We start from the raw sequence: 16,075 nt of genomic DNA, 5'->3' as shown, positions 1-16,075 counted from the left end.
CGCCTCAAGGGGTATTGAGGCGGTGCCAGTCGACGCGGCGGGTCAGGACCATCACACCGGCCAGGGCCAGGAACAGCACGGCGGCGCCCACCAGCAGGGCATAGTCCTCGGACCGCAGCAGGGTGTAGAGCAGGCCGTAGAGGCCCAGCAGGCCCAGCCCGAAGCCCAGTCCGTGCCGCAGGCCGCCCAGCACGCCGCTGAGGTAGTAGCCCAGCAGCCCGCTGCAGGCCAGGGCCGCCAGGCCATAGGCCGGTCCGAAGCCGATGTGTTCGGACAGCGAAAGAAGCAGCAGGTAGAACATCGCCAGGGCCAGGCCGGTGAGGCCGTACTGGACCACGTGTACCGGCCGGGCGGCCAGGGCCTCGACCAAGAACACCGCGCCGAACACCAGGCCCAGGAACAGCAGCGCGTATTTCATCGCCCGGTCGGTCATCAGGTACCGGTCCACGGGATCCACCAGACGCACCCCGAACCGCCCTTCCTCGAGGCCTTCACAGGCCGGCGCCGCCGGCTCGCACCGGGCCAGCACCTGCTGCACCCGGCTCGACAGCCTGGACACCGCCCAGCTGGCCGTGAACCCGTCCTCCCGGACCTGCGATTCCTGCGGCAGGTGGCGGCCCTCGAAGCCCGGGTGCGGCCAGTCCGCGCCGGCCAGCACCGTGGTTTCCGCGCCCACGGGCAGCCAGCTCAGGGCCTGGGTCCCAGTCAGGTCCACTTCCAGGTCAAAGGCCAGCGGCCGGTCCAGGCTGTCCAGCGGCACCGGCGCGTGCAGTCCCTCGGGCAGCCAGCCCACCCGTGTGCCGGGCTCGGCGGACACGGGCCGGCCATCAAGCTTCAGGCGCAGCGCGCGCACGCCGCGGTTGTCGCCCAGTCCCAGCACCAGCCAGGCCCGCACCGGCTTGAGCGGGCTGGCCTGCCCGCTGGCGGGCAAGGTGTGCCGGAACTGGCCGCTCAGGCGCAGGGCGTCATGGAACAGCGGCACCTTGAACAGGCTGCGGCCACGCTGCTCGATCCGCAGCCGGTTGTTCACCGCCAGGGTATCGGGGCTGACCAGGTAGAACACCGTCTCCAGCGAATCCTCGGTCTCCTCGCGCATCAGCCCGCCTTCGCTGACGATGCGGCGGCGCTGGCTGGCCTTCGTGGCCTCCACCAGCAGCAGCGGCCCGACCACGTCCTGCGGCCCCGCGGAAGAGCGCGCGATGTCGGCCGCCACCTCCTGCCCGCGCAGCTGCCGCTCCGAGACCAGGCCGCCCAGCAGGGCCAGCGGAACCAGCAGCAACAGCAACATCACGCCCACCAGGAGCAGTTTTCCACCGATGCGCATGGCGCACTCCCCTCATCACCGCCAGACGCGGCAGGGCTAGGGAAACAGTCCGGGCTGGCGATCCCGGGGCAGGATCTGGCATTTCGCAGGCAATCGGGCCGGTACGTTTTCCGCGGCGGGTGGGGGATAATGGCGGTTCCTCCGAAACCCCGGACCGGCTGTGCGGCCTCCCGCGCGGCCCCACCCTGCCCGGCCGCGCCGTACCACCGCGCCGCCCCGGCCTGATGCGAGAGCCCACATGCAATACATCTACACCATGATCGGCGTCAGCAAGACCGTGCCGCCCAAGCGCCAGATCATCAAGGACATCTCGCTGTCCTTCTACCCGGGCGCGAAGATCGGCCTGCTCGGCCTCAACGGTTCGGGCAAGTCCACCGTGCTGCGCATCATGGCCGGCGTGGACCAGGACTTCACCGGCGAAGCCCGCCCGCAGCCCGGCATCAAGGTCGGCTACCTCGAGCAGGAGCCGCGCCTGAACCCCGAGCACACCGTGCGCCAGGCCGTCGAGGAAGGCGTGGGCGACCTGCTGCACGCGCAGGAGCTGCTGGACCAGGTCTACGCCGCCTATGCCGAGGAAGACGCCGACTTCGACAAGCTGGCCGCCGAGCAGCAGCGCCTGGAGGCCATCCTGGCCACCGGCGACGCCGCCACGCTGGAGCTGCAGCTGGAAATCGCCGCCGACGCCCTGCGCCTGCCGCCCTGGGACGCAATCTGCGGCCAGCTTTCGGGCGGCGAGAAGCGCCGCGTGGCCCTGTGCCGCCTGCTGCTGAGCAAGCCCGACATGCTGCTGCTCGATGAACCCACCAACCACCTCGACGCCGAATCGGTGGAGTGGCTGGAGCAGTTCCTCACCCGCTTCCCCGGCACCGTGGTGGCGGTCACGCATGACCGCTACTTCCTCGACAACGCCGCCGAGTGGATCCTGGAGCTCGACCGCGGCCGCGGCATTCCGTGGAAGGGCAACTACAGCGACTGGCTGACCCAGAAGTCCGAGCGCCTCAAGCAGGAAGAGTCGCAGGAAAAGGGCCGCCAGAAGGCCCTGCAGAAGGAGCTTGAGTGGTCGCGGCAGAACGCCAAGGGCGGCCGCAGCAAGGGCAAGGCCCGCCTGCAGCGACTGGAAGACCTGCAGTCGGTCGAGTACCAGCGCCGCAACGAGACCAACGAACTGTTCATCCCGCCGGGCGAGCGCCTGGGCGACAAGGTGATCGAGTTCAAGAACGTGTCCAAGTCCTTCGGCGACCGCCTGCTGATCGACGACCTGAACATCACCATCCCGCCGGGCGCGATCGTCGGCATCATCGGCCCCAACGGCGCCGGCAAGTCCACCCTGTTCCGCATGATCACGGGCCAGGAAAAGCCGGACAAGGGCGAGGTCAACGTCGGCCACACGGTGAAGATCGCCTACGTGGACCAGAGCCGCGACTCGCTGGAAGCCGACAAGAACGTCTGGCAGGCGGTGTCGGGCGGCAGCGACATCATCACCATCGGCAAGGTCGAGATCCAGTCGCGCGCCTACATCGGCCGCTTCAACTTCAAGGGCAGCGACCAGCAGAAGCTGGTCGGCACGCTCTCGGGCGGTGAACGCGGCCGCCTGCACATGGCCAAGACCCTGCTGCAGGGCGGCAACGTGCTGCTGCTCGACGAACCGTCCAACGACCTGGACATCGAGACGCTGCGTGCGCTGGAAGACGCGCTGCTCGAGTTCCCGGGCTGCGCGCTGGTCATCTCGCATGACCGCTGGTTCCTGGACCGCATCGCCACGCACATCATCGCCTTCGAGGGCGACTCGCACGTGGAGTTCTACCAGGGCAACTACCGCGAGTACGAGGAAGACAAGAAGCGTCGCCTCGGCGAAGAGGGCGCGCGCCCGCATCGCCTGCGGTACAAGGCGCTCAAGTAATCGCCAGCGTCATCGCAGTAAAAGAACGGGCCGCGAAAGCGGCCCGTTTTCATTGCAGCGGTGCGGCGGCCCGCCCACTGCGCGCGCGCCAACCGGCACGCAGGGACGCCAGCGCGAAATGCATCCAGACACCGCACCAGAGCACCGGGCGCAGCCAACCCGGCGTCTCCCTGGCCTCGAACTTGCTGAAGTAACGCCACAGCCCGCGGTGTTTCTGCCACTCCACCCAGACCGGACGCGAGCGGCTGGAAACGCCGCGCACGTGCGTCACGCGCAGGTCGTTGGCCACCACCACCTCGTAGCCGGCCTCGCGCACGCGCCGGCACAGGTCCAGGTCTTCGGCGTGCAGGCGGTAGCCTTCGTCCATGCCGCCCAGGCGCACGTACAGGCCGGTGGGCAGCAGCATCACCGCGCCGGACACCGCCTCGACCGGCTGCAGCTTCAGCGCCGGGTCCGCGCCCAGGTACAGGTTCTCGCGCCGGCCCAGGCCGGACAGCTGGTCGCGCAGCGAAGGATCGGCGCGGCGCGAGGCCAGGTCCACCTCGCCTTCCTCGTTGACCAGCTCCACGCCCAGCAGGCCGGCGCCGGCGCGCGAGACCGCATGCGCGACCAGGCGCGACAGCGTGTCGCGCTCGACGTAGGCATCGGGATTGACGAAGGCCACCCAGGGCTGCGCGACGGCGGTGGCGCCCTGGTTGCAGGCCGCCGCGAAGCCGCGGTTGTCGTCGTTGCGCACCAGGCTCAGGCGCGGATCGCGCTGGGCCATGTGCTGCACGCGGGCGGCGGTGTCGTCGGGCGAAGCGTTGTCGATCACGATCACGCGGGCCACGTCGCGCGCGGCCAGCAGGCGGAACAGGCAGGCCTCGACCGTGCTGGCGCTGGCATAGGTGACCACCACCACCCCGATGTCGCGGGCATTGAAATCGCGCGCGCCGTTGTCGCCGGTGACGGGGAAATCGTGGGTGGTGTTGCTCACCCCTGGCCCCGCAGCCGCGCCAGCTCGGCCTCGAGGTGGGCGATGTGGGCGGCGGCCGCGCGGTTGCGCTGCACTTCGTCACGGTAGTCGGCGTACACACTTTCCTGGCCATCGCCGAACAGCGACAGCGCCGGCAGTTGCGCCAGGGAGGCTTCGTCCTGGGCGCAGGCGGCCAGGTAGTACACCGGCGCGTAATACAGGCCGGGGGCCACGCCCTTGTCGCCCAGCGTCAGCGTCTGCGCGGTGCTTTCCTGCGTGTCCAGCGACCACAGCGCCGACTGGAACAGCAGCTTGTGGCCGTACAGCCGCCGCGCCGCGAAGCGCGGCGCCAGCAGCGCCTCGAACTCGTCGCGGTACAGCTCGCGAACGTGGTGCGGGTTGATCTCGCCGGTGGCGTCGGAGTTGGTGCGCTTGTCGGGCGTGGACACCAGCAGCAGGCCGCCCGGCGCCAGCAGGCGGCGGAAGCCGTCCAGCATGCGCGCCTGGGCATAGACGTGCTCGAGCGTCTCGAAGCTCAGGATCAGGTCGAACGAGGCGTCCGGCAGCGCGTCCAGCGCGGTGGCGTCGGCGTGCTCGAAGCGCAGTCCCGTGATGCCGGCGTAACGCGCTGCGGCATGCACGACCGTGTCTGCGTCCAGGTCCAGGCCCAGCACCTGGCCACCGGCGCGGGCCATCATCGCGCTGCCATAGCCCTCGCCGCAGGCGGCGTCGAGCACGCGTCGCCCGCGCGCCAGCGGCTGCGCGAAGGCATAGCGGTGCCAGTGCTCGTAGGCGATCTCGCGCACGCACTCGGGCGTGTAGCGTTCGCCGGTGAAGGGCAGGATCGGGTCGGCCATGCCCGAATGCTAGCCGAACAGGTCCCGCTGCGGGCCGGACGCCGCCAGGGCGTTCATCCGCGCGATCAGGTCCAGGCGCAGGGGCGCCAGCGGGTCGGCCATGATGAAGCGGGCCACCCGCTCGTTGTAGTCGGGCCAGCGGGCCAGCAGGCGGGCCAGGTTGTCGCCGTTGGGGGCGATGTCCAGCGGCGCGAACGAGGCCCCGCCCCGGTGCACCACGTAGGCGGTGTCGCACAGCACGTTGCGCCAGCCCATCGCGGCCGCGCGAAGGCAGAAATCGTTCTCCTCGCCATAGCCCCGGCCGAAGGTGGCGGCGTCGAAGCCGCCCAGCTGCCGCAGCGCCGCGCGCCGCACGAACATGCAGAAGCCCACGGCCGTCGGCAGCTCGGGATACACCGGCTGGGCCAGCAGCGCGGCCGCCTCGGCCACGGCGTCGGGGTGGTCCGGCACCGGGTTGTTCTCGCAGAAGGTCGGAAACGAGCAGATCTCGGCGTTGTTGGACCAGGGGGTGATGGTGGCGATGCGCGGATCGGACGCGGCGCAGCGTGCCAGCTGCTGCAGCCAGCCCGGGGTGGCGATCGCATCGGAATTGAACAGCACCACGTCCTCGTCGCCGGTCTCGGCGAAGGCCGCATTGCAATTTGCCGGGAAGCCCAGGTTGCGCTGGCGCCGCACCACGCGCGCGTCCAGACGCGTGCGCGCCAGCCAGCCCTGCAGCAGCACGCCCACTTTCGGATCGGTGGAGGCATCGTCGGCGACCAGCACCTTCGCGGCCCCGGGCAGGGTGCGGTCCAGCGACGCCAGCGCCAGGTCCAGGTCTTCCAGCGCGTTGTGCACCGGCACCACCACCGTCGGCAGGGCGCGGGCCGCCGTCGTGCTCATCGCGCGTCCAGCGCTCCCGGGTCGCGCGCCAGTGCCTCGGGCACCGGGCCCCAGGACTCGCGACGACGCCAGTTGCCGATGATCCAGCGGCGGAACATCGACACCACCAGGTCGTTGCCGTCGGCGGCCACCAGTTCGTCGGCCAGGTCGTGCGGCGCGCGGCCTTCGCGCTCGGCGGCCACGATCAGGTCGAAGTAGTGCGTCCACGCGGGGCCATAGGTCCACGCCGGGCGCGAGGCGGCCACCCGCGCCTGCTCGGCCGCCAGCGACGACCCGCCGCCCGGCTTGCGCGCCACCACCTGCAGCCAGGCCGACTCGCCCAGGCACTCGACCACTTCCAGGCCGGCGCGCTCGCAGAATACGCGCGCCTCTTCCGGAACGGTGAACTGGTTGCGCGCCACGTCCTTGCGTTCGCCCGGCGGCGTGGCCAGGGCCTGAGCCATCTCCATCTCGTAGCGGCGCCAGCCGACCGGGTGGGCCAGGTTCCAGTGGTCGAAGTAGAACAGGCCGCCGGGCCGCAGCACGCGGGCCACTTCGCGCAGGTACAGGGCGAAGTCTTCCTTGTCCATGTGGATGAACACGGCGACACAGTAGCCCTTGTCCATCGAGGCGTCGGCCAGCATCTCCAGCCGGGGGCCGTGCAGGGCGTGCAGCGACACGCGCGGGTCGTCACCCAGGCGGTCGCGGGCGACGCCGAGCATGTTCTCGCTGATGTCCAGGCCCGACCAGTGCGCCACGTCGTCGAGCAGTTCGCGGCCGATGCGGCCGACGCCGCAGCCGATCTCGAAGCTGCGGTCGGTGCGGCCCAGGCCCAGGGCCTCGCGCGCCTGCCGCGCGCTGAAGCGGCCGGTGAGGCGCAGGGTGTCCTCGTCCGTGCTGCCGTCCACGGCCGACATCGCCGACAGGGCGTCGAGCGCCTTGTGGTTCCAGAAGTTCTTGTAGTTGGTGAATTCCATCCGGGCTCTGCTCAGGGACGGCGCCGCGCGGGCGGCCGGCCGTCTAGGGGCCTCCAGTTTACCCGGCCACCTCGTCCCAGCGGTGCGGCAGCTGCACCAGCCCGAATTCACGCCGATTGCCCGCCACCGTGAAGGCGCGCTCGCGGGTGTCGAACAGGGTGAGCCCTTCGCCGTCGAGCGCATGCAGGCGCAGCCGGTAGCTGCCAGGCAGCAGGGCCAGGCCCGGGAAGCACAGGCCGAACGCGGTGTCGCGCGGCTGGCCCGGTACCGGCCGGCCGGCCACGCCATCCATTTCCGAGGAGACACCGAAGACGGGCGTGTCGTCCTCGCGCACGATGCCGACCAGCAGCGTCGCGGGCCGGTCGTCGCGCCCGCGGATCACCGCATCGATGCGCAGGTCGGTGCGGTAGTCCAGCGTCAGCGGCCCGTCGCCGTCGTCGCCGTTGAGCCGGGCCTCCACCACGCCCTGCCCGCTGGCGGTGCGCGCGGCCGGGGCCGGCGCGGTCGCGGCCAGCCGCGCCTCGTGCCAGGCCAGGTATTGCTGGCTGACCTCGAAGGCATCGCCCAGCGCGCGCACGCGGCCGTCCTGCAGCCACAGCGCGCGACGGCACAACTTGCGCACGTGGTAGAGGCTGTGCGAGACCAGCAGCAGCGTGCCGCCGCTGGCCAGGTAGTCGTCCAGCCAGCGGATGCACTTGCGCTGGAAACTCTCGTCGCCCACGGCCAGCACTTCGTCGGTGATCAGCAGCGCCGGCCGGATCGCCGCGATCACGGCGAAGCCCAGGCGCACGACCATGCCCGAGGAATAATGCTTCACCGGCTCGTCCAGATAGTCGCCGATGTCGGCGAAGGCCTCGATCTCGGGCAGCTTGCCGGCCAGCGCCTCGGCATCCAGTCCATGCAGCGCGGCCGCCAGTCGCACGTTGTCGCGGCCGCTGAGTTCGGGATGGAAGCCGGCGCCCAGCTCGAGCAGGGCGCCAACGCTGCCGCGGGTGCGCACGCTGCCGGCGCTGGGCGTCAGCACGCCGGTGACCAGCTTGAGCAGGGTGGACTTGCCGGCCCCGTTGTCGCCGATGATGGCCAGCGATTCGCCCGGCTGCACTTCGAAGGCGATGTCCTCGAGCACGCTGACCACGCGCCGCGCGGGACGGCCGCGCACCACGTCCCACAGCGCGCTGATGCGGTCGCCGCGATGGCCCAGCACGGGGTAACGCTTGGCCAGGCCCACGGCCTCGACCAGGGGCGAGCTCACAGGAAATCCTCCAGGTGGCTGCGCGCGCGCCGGAAGAACAGCGTGGCCAGCACCAGCAGCACCGCGCCGATCAGCGCGCTCAGGCCCAGCGCCGCCCAGTCCACCGCGCCGCCGGCCAGGCCGGCCCGCACCGTTTCCACCGGCGCCACCAGCGGGTTGATCGCCAGCCAGCGGGACGCGGTAGCCGGCAGCAGGCTGCGGTCGTACAGCACCGGCGTGAGGAAGAAGCCCAGCACCAGCAGCTGCCCGGTAAGCGTGGCGATATCACGCAGGAACACCTGCAGCACCGCCAGCAGCCGCGCCACCGCCAGGGCATACACCGCCACCACTGCCAGGCCCAGCAGCGCCACCGGCAGGCCGGACAGCTGCAGGCCGACGCCGAACGCGAGCAGCACCGCCACGACCAGCGCGAAACCGCCGACGTCCACCATCGCGCTGGCGGCCACCCGGGTGTCCACGTACAGCGTGTGCGGCACCGCGACCTTGCCGATCAGCGCGGCGTTGTCGGTCAGCGCGCTGACGCCGCGATTGGCCGCGTTGGCGAACAGGTTCCAGGGCCACAGGCCCAGCGCCAGGAAGGCGGCGTACGGCAGGTCGCCGCCGTGCGCGCGGGCCGGCATCAGGTGCCCGAACACCCAGGCCAGCACCGCCAGCTGCAGCAGCGGCAACAGCAGCAGCCAGAGCGCGCCGAGCACGCTGCCCCGGTAGCGTTCCTCCAGCTCGCGCCGGAACAGCTCGCGGAAAACAGCGCGAAGGGCCGGACCCATGTCAGCGTGGGTCGGTTTCCGGCTTGGCGCGGATCGGATCCAGCGCGCGGAAGCGCTCGCCGTATTCGTCGGTGAGGCGACGCGCCTCGCCCGGGTCGCGGATCACGCGCGGCGTGACAAGCACGATGACTTCGGTGCGGATCTTGCTCTGCGTCTTGCGGCCGAACAGCCCGCCGACCACCGGCAAGCGGCTCAGGCCCGGCAGGCCGGAACTACCGTCCAGCGTGCTGTCGGAGATCAGGCCCGCCAGCATCACCGTCTCGCCGCTCTGGATCGCGGCCTCGGTATTGAGCAGCCGCTTGTTGATCGGCAGGTTGCCGTTCTGGTCGGGCGTATCTCCCGGAGAACTCACTTCCTGCTCGATCTCCATGAACACAGTGCCGTCGCGGCTGATGCGCGGGGTCACCGTCAGGATGACGCCGGTGTCGAGGTACTGGGTCTGCGTGAAGGTGCCGTTGCCGGGGGTACCGCCGCCGTCGATGGGATTGAAGCTGGTGCTGTTGACGGGAATCTTGGTGCCCACGTCGAGCTTGGCTTCGGCATTGTTCCGCACCACCACCGAAGGCGTGGACAGGATGCGTACGTTGGACGCTTCGTCCAGCGCGCTCACCACGGCGGCGGCATTGCGGCCCAGGAAGGTCCAGCCCAGGCCGTCCTCGCCGACGTTGCCGGCGATATCGCCCCAGATCGTACGACCCGCTGCCGACGGAAGCTCGGCCAGATCGACGACGGCGTTCTCGAAGAACCAGTTGACGCCGTAGGCCAGTTCGCCGCGCAGATCGACCTCGACCACCTGGGCCTCGATGTGGACCTGCAGCGGCATGACGTCGAGCTTCTCGATGGTGCGACGGATCGACTCCCACTGTTGCGGGGTCGCGCGCACCAGCAGGGCGTTGCTCTCCTCGACCGAGCTGATCGAGACATCGTCGCCCGCACCGATCGAAACGCCACCGTCCACCGCACGCCCATCGCGGGACGCGGACGCGGACGCCGCCGCGGCGGCCTGGTTGGATTCGGCGCGCGCCTTGGGGTCGGCCGCATCCGGCGCTGGGTCGGAGATCGAGCGGATCTGCACCGGCTCCAGGCCGGGCATCAGCGACGCCGGACCCTCCGTCTGGCGCGTGGCGCCACCACCACCCCCGCCAAAGACATTGCTCAGCTGGTCGGCCAGGTCGGGAGCTTTCATGTACAGCACTTCGTAGGTGTACAGCCGCGCGCCTTCGCCGCCGCCGGCGTCCAGGCGCTCGATCCACTTCTCGGCCTCGCGCAGGTACTTGGCCTGCGGCGTGATCACCATCACTGCGTTCTGCCCCTCCAGCGGCATGAACCGGAACATGCCCGACACCGGCGTGCTGCCCTGCTCGCCGAACACGGCGTTGAGCTCGTCCACGATCCGGCTGGCCTCGCCCGACTGCAGCGGGAACACGCCCACCGACATGCCCGACAGCCAGTCCACGTCGAAGATCTCGATGGTGCGCAGGTAGTTCTGCAGCTCGCTGCGGGTGCCGCCGATGACGATGAGGTTGCGCGAATTGTCGGTGCTGACCACGGCGTTGGCGCGCGCGTAGGGTTCGAGCACCTTCTTCATCTCGGTGGCCGAAATGAACTGCAGCGGCACCGCCCGCACCTCGAAGCCACGCGCGTTGGAGGCGCTGCCGGTGCGCGGCGACAGGTTGCCGGCGATGGCCTGGTCGGCGGGCAGCACGCTGTAGCGGCCGTCGGACCAGACCAGGCGGGCGTTGTTCCAACCCAGCACCATCTCGAGCAGGCTCAGGGCCTGGGCGGCATTCACCGGGCGCGGCGTGGCAAGCGTCACCTGGCCCTGCACCTGCGGCGCGATCACGTAGTTCTGCTGAAGCAGGTCGCCCAGGATGGCCTTGACCACCGCGTGCACCGACTCGCCTTCGAAGTTGAAGGTCGCCTCGCCCGGCATGTCCAGCGAGGGCGCGGGCGCGGACGCCGCGCGCTGGTTGATCACCGCGCCGGTGCCCGGCGTCAGCTGCGACCGGCTGGCGTCGGCCGACGCCGCCGCGGAGGCGCGTTCGGCTTCCTGTTCGGCCGCGGTGGGGCCCGGCAGCGGCGGGGTGGTGCCTGCCAGGGGATCGTCGCCGCGACGGATGTCGGGCGAAGGCATGGTCGCGCAGCCGCTGAGGAAGACCAGGAGGGCCAGGCCCAGCGCGGGCGCCAAGGACGATAGTTTCTTCATCGGATCACTGTACCTGCTGTTGAGGCGCCGCTGGCGGCACCTGGTCCTGTTCGGCCTGGGCCGCGCGCATCGCGCGCCGTGCCTCGATGCGGCGGCGGATGGCTTCCACCTGCTGTTCCGGCGTGACGGGTGCGGTGTTGGCATCGGCGGTGGCGGCCGGGCCGGCCGCCCCGGTCGACGCGTTGGCGCCAGGCGGGGCGGGCGTTGCGGCCGGGGCCCCGTTACCCGGCGCGGCGGGTGCCTGCGCAACCGGCACCGTAGCCAGCGGCGTCGGGGCCGCGCCGCCCTGCCCGTCGAACACGCGCAGGTCCAGTTCCACCCGGCCCTGGGGTCCTTCCAGCACTGCGCGCCGCGGCTGCAGGTCGACCAGGCGCCAGGCGCTGCCTTCCATCACGTCGCCCAGGCGCACGCGCCGGCTGATGCCGTCTTCCTTGCCCTGCAGGATCGCCATCTTGAAGTCGCCGCTGATCAGAACGCTGGTCAGGTTGGCTTCCAGCGGCTTGTCGCTGTCGGTGCCGGCAATGGCCACGGGCGCGGGACGGCGGTCGCCGCTGAGCAGCGGGCGCGCGGCGATTTCCTGGTAATCCGTGGCGGGGCCGAGGCGGCTGCCGGCGCGGTCGAGCTTGACCACGGGCAGTGCGGGCATCAGGGCCGGATTGTCCGGGTGCGTTCCGACCCGACCGCCCAGTCCCGCCCCGGCCAGCAGCAGCAGCGCCAGCGACCACAGCGCCAGCGCGGCCAGCAGGGCGCCGCCGGGTCGCAGCGCCGGGATCATGGCGCCACCTCGGCCGGGGTCTTGATGTAGCCGTAGAGGTCGAAGTTGACGTCCACCACGCCGCCTTCCAGGCCGGTGCCCAGGTAGCTGCGGCGCGAGATCAGGTCCAGGTTGTCGACGAACAGCTGCGGGCTGCCGCTTTCCAGTGCGTACAGCACGGCCGCGAGCTCGGCCATGCCGCACTTCAGGCGCACCTGCACCGTGGCGCGCACGAAGGGTTCCTCGCTGCGCGATTCCGCCGGCGTGCGTGCGGCGATCTGGCAGCGGCCGGGCTGCGGGCTGGCGGCGCTGAGCACCGACTCCAGCCGCTGCACCAGGGCCGCGGTGGCCAACTGGCGGTTGGTCTCGGGCAGGAAGCCGGCATTGGTGGCCTCGAACTCGCGCACGCGCGCCAACTCCAGCTCGAGCTGGGGCCGCTGGGCGATTTCCATCCGCAGCGCCAGTTCCTGGTCGCGCAGCGTGGCGATCTGCTTGCCCATGGCCAGCATGGGGGCGGTCCACCACCAGTGCACCAGCAGCAGGTAGGCCAGGCCCAGGGCCAGGGCCACGCCGCCCAGCACGCGGGCGCGGTCAGGGACGCGGCGCATCGGCGGCCTCCGTGGTCGACGTTGACGTCGGCGTTGCCGCTGGCGCCGGTGCGGTGGGCTGCACCAGGTTCAGCGTCAGGGTGAAGCGGTCGGCGCCACCGCGCGCATCGGCCTGCACCGATCCCGACAGCGCAGGTTCGGACACCAGGCGCGAAGCCTGCAGCAGCGGAACCAGTCCGGCGGCGTCGCGGCTCTGCCCGACCATCACCACGTTGGACCCCGTGATGGCCAGCTTGTCGAGCACGGTGTCGTCGGGAATGCGCCGCGTGAGTTCGTCCAGGGCCTCGACCATGGTCGGCCGACCCGCGCGCGTGGTGGCGAGGAAGTTCGCAGCCTGCACCGATACTTCCAGCTGGTTGCGCACCTGCCGCGCCTGGCGCGCTTCCTGGTTGGCGGCCTCCACCTGCGCGCGCAGGGCGTCCAGCCGCGCATCGCGGTTGTGCAGGGTGAGCAGCAGCGTGCCCAGCAGGCAGGCCACGGCCACCACCGCCAGGATGCGGTTGAGCCGGGCAGCCGGATCCATGCGGGCATCGCGGTCGGCATCGGGCAGCAGGTTCAGGCCCAGCCGGCGGCCATCGGGTTCTTCCACGTCCACGCCGGCCAAGCCATCCGCCATCGGGCCCAGGGCCTGAAGCTCGGCCTCGAGCCGGGCACGCGGCAGCACGAGCAGCTCGACGTGCAGCTGCTGGCCGTTGGCGTCGCGCGCCAGGATGCGGCCCTGGTAGCTGACCTGGTCGGCCGAGAAGGGCGTCTGCCGATCCAGCTCGAACGCGAGCACTTCGCGCAACCGCGCCTCGGCGGCCACGGGCAGCAGCAGGCGGCGACGCAGCACCAGCGAGGCGGGCAGCAGCAGCCAGCGCGGCGTGGCGCTGTCGTCCAGGCGCTGGCGCGCGGTATCCAGCGCCGTCTCATCGTCCAGCGGAAGGCGGCCCAGCACGGTATCGCCGCGGGCGGCGGCGGCCAGCAGCTCCACCTCGTCGCCCTGGCGGCGCAGGCACAGGCGCTGGTCGTCGCCTTCCACCAGCGCGCGCCAGCGCGCCGGCAGCAGCGACAGCAGGGCCACACGCGCGTCGGCCAGCCACGCCGGCAACGGGCTGCGGGCGTAGCGCATTCGCAAGGGGTCGAGCACGGTGGCGTAGCGGTCGGCGGCGGGCATCAGTCAGGGTCTCCCGTCCGCCAGGCCAAGGGGGCATACAGTTGGCCGAGCCCCGCGCCTGCGCCGATGCGCAGCGTGGCGTGGACCTCGACGCTGGTGCCGTCCGGACGGGTGGCGCGGCTGGCCACACTATACGTTCCCGACCCGACCACGGCGAGGGCGCTCCCGTCGGGCATCAGCGGCGGCGGCAGGCCGGGCCGCCAGGCTTCCCGCAGCGAGACCAGCAGGCTGGCCTGGTCGGCGCCCAGGCCCAGCGCCTGCAGCACCGGCATCTGCGCGAAGCTCACGTCCGGCCGCGGCTGGGCGGTGAAGATGGTGACATGCGGCACCATCAGGCGATACGTGGCCTCGTCCATGCCCAGCACCTGCTGCAGTTCCGACAGCGTGGCAAACGGCTGGTCCTTGGCGCCGTAGGGACGCTGCGCCGCTTCGTAATCGCGGTCTTCGGCGCCGCCGGTGACAGCCAGCAGGCTGTCGCTGTCGCGCCAGTCCTGGATGGCACCCGCCAGCGGGCGCGCGCGCTCCTCCTCCACGCCCAGCACCATCAGCAGGTTGGCCAGGTCGTTGGCATCGGAGGCATTGAGGTCGAACTTGCCGGCCTCGTCCTGGATGCGCACGTCCACGGTGTAGTCGTCGAAGGCGAACTTGTTCAGGCGCGAATCGGGCATCCAGCGCGCCGCCGGGTCGGCGGCCGAGAGGCGCAGCGCGGCGATCTCCACGCCGGCGTCGGCGGCCAGGCGGCTGCCCAGGTTGTTGCGCAGCGCACTGCCCTGCAGCGCTTCGGTGCGCGCGGTGAGCGCGAACACGGCCACCAGCCCCGCCAGCAGCAGCAGCACCCAGAGCACCAGCAGCAGCGCGGCGCCGCGGCGTGCGTTCACGGCTGTTCACCCGGGATGAGGTCACCGCCGTTGGGCGGTATCGCCGACGGCAGCGGGAACAGCCCCAGGCGCGGCGCCGCCACCAGGGTCGGCCAGTGCGCGCGCTCATCGCGCAGGCGCAGCTGCAGCTGCACCAGGCGGGGTATCTGCGCGGGTCGGTCCCAGCGGTTGCGCCATTCGCCGGGTTCGCCGTCGTCCTCCAGCGTGCGCACCTGGAACTCCCCCTCGGCGATGCCCTCGAGCAGGATCTCGGGTTCGCGCTCGCTGTCGATCGGGCCGTCGGGCGTCATCAGCTGGTGCTCGAACTCCAGCCGCAGGCCGTCGGCGCCGCGCACCAGCCGGAAAGTCTGCAGGTAGGGTCCACCGCGCGAGAGATAGCCCGGCATCGGCGCGACCAGGCGCAGCGTGTCGCCTTCGCACTCGAACACGGTGGCCTCGCCCGTGCCCTCGATGAACTCGTAGGGCAGCGGCAGTGCGTTCTCAAGCTGCCGCCGCAGGAAGGCCTGCACCGCGCGCAGGCGTTCATTGCGCTGGGCCAGGGCCTCGGCACGCTCGGTGGCGACGGTGGCATTGCTCAGCGTGGAGAACGCCAGGGCCATGCCCGCGGCCAGCAGCACCGTGGCCAGCAGCACTTCGATCAGGCTGAACCCGCGCGCCCGGCTCATGGCACCAGGCCCACGGGATTTTCGGGGATGCGCACCCGCAGCGTGGTGAAGCGCAGGCTGCGCGCATAGTCGCCTTCGCCCCAGCTCAGGTCCAGCTCGATCCGGTACACCACCGGGTCGTTGAACTGGCGGCCGACCGATTCCACCGGCGTTGCCCCGGCCTCGTTGGGCGGCAGCGTCACCGGCGCCGGATCCTCCACTTCGGTGATCACGCGCTGCCAGCGGTAGCGGCCACGATCGAGCTGGCCGCCGGCGGACCCGGGTTCGATCGGTTCGAGCACGCCGAGTTCGTCGAGCAGCGACTGCGCGTGCAGCGCGGCTTCGGTCGCGTCGCCGGCATTCTTCACCTGGGCCAGGCCACCGCTGAGGATGGCGATCAGGATGCCCAGGGTCGCGGCCAGCAGGCTGAAGGCCAGGATCACTTCGATCAGGCTGAAGCCGCGCTGGTGTTTCATGGCTGCCCGGCCCCGCGGGTCAGCCTTACCTCGCCCGTGAGCCAGGCCACGTCCACGCGCCAAGCGGCCTCGTCGTAGCGCAACACGATGCGACCCCCGGTGGCCGCGCCGTCCGGGAAAAAACGCACGATGGCGACCTCGGATTCCGACTGCGGGTCGCGTGCGGTGGTGACGTCCAGGTCGATGTCGGCCGGCACGTCGCCCTGGCGTTTTCCAGCGCCCGTCCAGCGCTTGCCGGCCACATCGAGCGTGAACTCCTGCGCCTGGCCGGTGGCGATGGCCTGGGCCCGGGTGAACCGCAGGTCGCCCGCCACCTGGGCGGCGGTGCTGCGCAGCTGGCGGCCCGGCAAGGCCTGCCCGATCACCGCCGCGGCCAGGCCGGCCAGCGTGGCCACCAGCACCAGCACCACCACCAGTTCGATCAGGGAAAAACCGCGGGGGCGGGTCATCACGGGCGCCA

General features: G+C 71.2%; 16 protein-coding genes. 1 reads left to right on the top strand and 15 read right to left on the bottom strand.

The annotated features are described in order from the left end of the window. Positions 1–4: 4 nt before the first annotated feature. Positions 5–1,324, bottom strand: coding sequence for a cell envelope integrity protein CreD (gene creD, locus ACOQFR_RS04605; RefSeq protein ID WP_421379037.1), 1,320 nt, complete (start codon positions 1,322–1,324; stop codon positions 5–7). Between the two features lie 238 nt (positions 1,325–1,562). On the opposite strand from creD, the gene ettA reads away from it, so the two are divergent. Then, positions 1,563–3,224 carry an energy-dependent translational throttle protein EttA gene (gene ettA / locus ACOQFR_RS04600; protein ID WP_421379035.1) on the top strand — a complete coding sequence of 554 codons (1,662 nt, stop codon included), beginning with the start codon at positions 1,563–1,565 and terminating at the stop codon, positions 3,222–3,224. Between the two features lie 49 nt (positions 3,225–3,273). Here the strand turns inward: ettA and ACOQFR_RS04595 are convergent, their stop codons facing one another. The 14 genes from ACOQFR_RS04595 to xpsH all read right to left on the bottom strand — a co-directional run bounded on the left by ACOQFR_RS04595 (position 3,274) and on the right by xpsH (position 16,064). Beyond that, entirely contained in the window at positions 3,274–4,131 is an 858-nt protein-coding gene (locus tag ACOQFR_RS04595) for a glycosyltransferase family 2 protein (protein ID WP_421379160.1), read from the bottom strand. Positions 4,132–4,196: 65 nt separating this feature from the next. Next, the gene (locus tag ACOQFR_RS04590; protein WP_421379033.1) at positions 4,197–5,036 is read right to left on the bottom strand and encodes a class I SAM-dependent methyltransferase; all 840 of its coding nucleotides are present in this window, start codon (positions 5,034–5,036) and stop codon (positions 4,197–4,199) included. 9 nt (positions 5,037–5,045) lie between these two features. Next, the gene (locus ACOQFR_RS04585) at positions 5,046–5,918 is read right to left on the bottom strand and encodes a glycosyltransferase family 2 protein (protein WP_421379031.1); all 873 of its coding nucleotides are present in this window, start codon (positions 5,916–5,918) and stop codon (positions 5,046–5,048) included. After that, positions 5,915–6,874 (bottom strand): class I SAM-dependent methyltransferase, encoded by a 960-nt coding sequence (locus tag ACOQFR_RS04580; protein WP_421379029.1) that lies wholly within the window; start codon positions 6,872–6,874, stop codon positions 5,915–5,917. Before ACOQFR_RS04580 ends, ACOQFR_RS04585 begins: the two co-directional genes overlap by 4 nt. Before the next feature lie 58 nt (positions 6,875–6,932). Continuing rightward, on the bottom strand, positions 6,933–8,126 hold the full coding sequence (locus ACOQFR_RS04575) for an ABC transporter ATP-binding protein (protein WP_421379027.1): 1,194 nt from the start codon (positions 8,124–8,126) through the stop codon (positions 6,933–6,935). After that, a complete protein-coding gene (locus ACOQFR_RS04570; RefSeq protein WP_421379025.1) occupies positions 8,123–8,893 on the bottom strand; it encodes an ABC transporter permease in 771 nt (256 codons plus the stop codon). Before ACOQFR_RS04570 ends, ACOQFR_RS04575 begins: the two co-directional genes overlap by 4 nt. A gap of 1 nt (position 8,894) precedes the next feature. Next, positions 8,895–11,099: a type II secretion system secretin GspD gene (gspD, locus tag ACOQFR_RS04565; RefSeq protein ID WP_421379023.1), complete on the bottom strand. Its 2,205-nt coding sequence runs from the start codon at positions 11,097–11,099 to the stop codon at positions 8,895–8,897. A gap of 4 nt (positions 11,100–11,103) precedes the next feature. Further along, positions 11,104–11,874, bottom strand: a complete 771-nt coding sequence (locus ACOQFR_RS04560) for a hypothetical protein (RefSeq protein WP_421379021.1) — start codon at positions 11,872–11,874, stop codon at positions 11,104–11,106. Further along, positions 11,871–12,461, bottom strand: a complete 591-nt coding sequence (gene gspM, locus ACOQFR_RS04555; RefSeq protein WP_421379018.1) for a type II secretion system protein GspM — start codon at positions 12,459–12,461, stop codon at positions 11,871–11,873. The genes ACOQFR_RS04560 and gspM overlap by 4 nt, the downstream gene beginning before the upstream one ends. After that, a complete protein-coding gene (locus ACOQFR_RS04550) occupies positions 12,445–13,617 on the bottom strand; it encodes a PilN domain-containing protein (RefSeq protein WP_421379015.1) in 1,173 nt (390 codons plus the stop codon). The genes gspM and ACOQFR_RS04550 overlap by 17 nt, the downstream gene beginning before the upstream one ends. Further along, positions 13,617–14,495, bottom strand: a complete 879-nt coding sequence (locus tag ACOQFR_RS04545) for a general secretion pathway protein GspK (protein WP_421379013.1) — start codon at positions 14,493–14,495, stop codon at positions 13,617–13,619. The genes ACOQFR_RS04550 and ACOQFR_RS04545 overlap by 1 nt, the downstream gene beginning before the upstream one ends. Then, entirely contained in the window at positions 14,492–15,160 is a 669-nt protein-coding gene (locus tag ACOQFR_RS04540) for a prepilin-type N-terminal cleavage/methylation domain-containing protein (protein WP_421379011.1), read from the bottom strand. The genes ACOQFR_RS04545 and ACOQFR_RS04540 overlap by 4 nt, the downstream gene beginning before the upstream one ends. Next, positions 15,157–15,615, bottom strand: a complete 459-nt coding sequence (locus ACOQFR_RS04535) for a type IV pilus modification PilV family protein (RefSeq protein ID WP_421379009.1) — start codon at positions 15,613–15,615, stop codon at positions 15,157–15,159. Before ACOQFR_RS04535 ends, ACOQFR_RS04540 begins: the two co-directional genes overlap by 4 nt. After that, positions 15,612–16,064, bottom strand: a complete 453-nt coding sequence (gene xpsH, locus ACOQFR_RS04530) for a type II secretion system protein XpsH (protein WP_421379007.1) — start codon at positions 16,062–16,064, stop codon at positions 15,612–15,614. The genes ACOQFR_RS04535 and xpsH overlap by 4 nt, the downstream gene beginning before the upstream one ends. Between the last annotated feature and the right edge of the window lie 11 nt (positions 16,065–16,075).

It is taken from the genome of Arenimonas sp. MALMAid1274 (assembly GCF_049195245.1).
Lineage (GTDB): Bacteria > Pseudomonadota > Gammaproteobacteria > Xanthomonadales > Xanthomonadaceae > Arenimonas.
This window is presented reverse-complemented; position numbering and strand designations above follow the sequence as displayed.

Bases quoted from the DNA above. Each gene is read 5' to 3' on its own strand.
- gspD (WP_421379023.1), bottom strand. From the start codon at position 11,099: ATGAAGAAACTATCGTCCTTGGCGCCCGCGCTGGGCCTGGCCCTCCTG.
- ettA (WP_421379035.1), top strand. From the start codon at position 1,563: ATGCAATACATCTACACCATGATCGGCGTCAGCAAGACCGTGCCGCCC.
- gspM (WP_421379018.1), bottom strand. From the start codon at position 12,461: ATGCGCCGCGTCCCTGACCGCGCCCGCGTGCTGGGCGGCGTGGCCCTG.
- ACOQFR_RS04570 (WP_421379025.1), bottom strand. From the start codon at position 8,893: ATGGGTCCGGCCCTTCGCGCTGTTTTCCGCGAGCTGTTCCGGCGCGAG.
- xpsH (WP_421379007.1), bottom strand. From the start codon at position 16,064: ATGACCCGCCCCCGCGGTTTTTCCCTGATCGAACTGGTGGTGGTGCTG.
- ACOQFR_RS04585 (WP_421379031.1), bottom strand. From the start codon at position 5,918: ATGAGCACGACGGCGGCCCGCGCCCTGCCGACGGTGGTGGTGCCGGTG.
- creD (WP_421379037.1), bottom strand. From the start codon at position 1,324: ATGCGCATCGGTGGAAAACTGCTCCTGGTGGGCGTGATGTTGCTGTTG.
- ACOQFR_RS04580 (WP_421379029.1), bottom strand. From the start codon at position 6,874: ATGGAATTCACCAACTACAAGAACTTCTGGAACCACAAGGCGCTCGAC.
- ACOQFR_RS04560 (WP_421379021.1), bottom strand. From the start codon at position 11,874: ATGATCCCGGCGCTGCGACCCGGCGGCGCCCTGCTGGCCGCGCTGGCG.
- ACOQFR_RS04535 (WP_421379009.1), bottom strand. From the start codon at position 15,615: ATGAAACACCAGCGCGGCTTCAGCCTGATCGAAGTGATCCTGGCCTTC.
- ACOQFR_RS04540 (WP_421379011.1), bottom strand. From the start codon at position 15,160: ATGAGCCGGGCGCGCGGGTTCAGCCTGATCGAAGTGCTGCTGGCCACG.
- ACOQFR_RS04590 (WP_421379033.1), bottom strand. From the start codon at position 5,036: ATGGCCGACCCGATCCTGCCCTTCACCGGCGAACGCTACACGCCCGAG.
- ACOQFR_RS04550 (WP_421379015.1), bottom strand. From the start codon at position 13,617: ATGCCCGCCGCCGACCGCTACGCCACCGTGCTCGACCCCTTGCGAATG.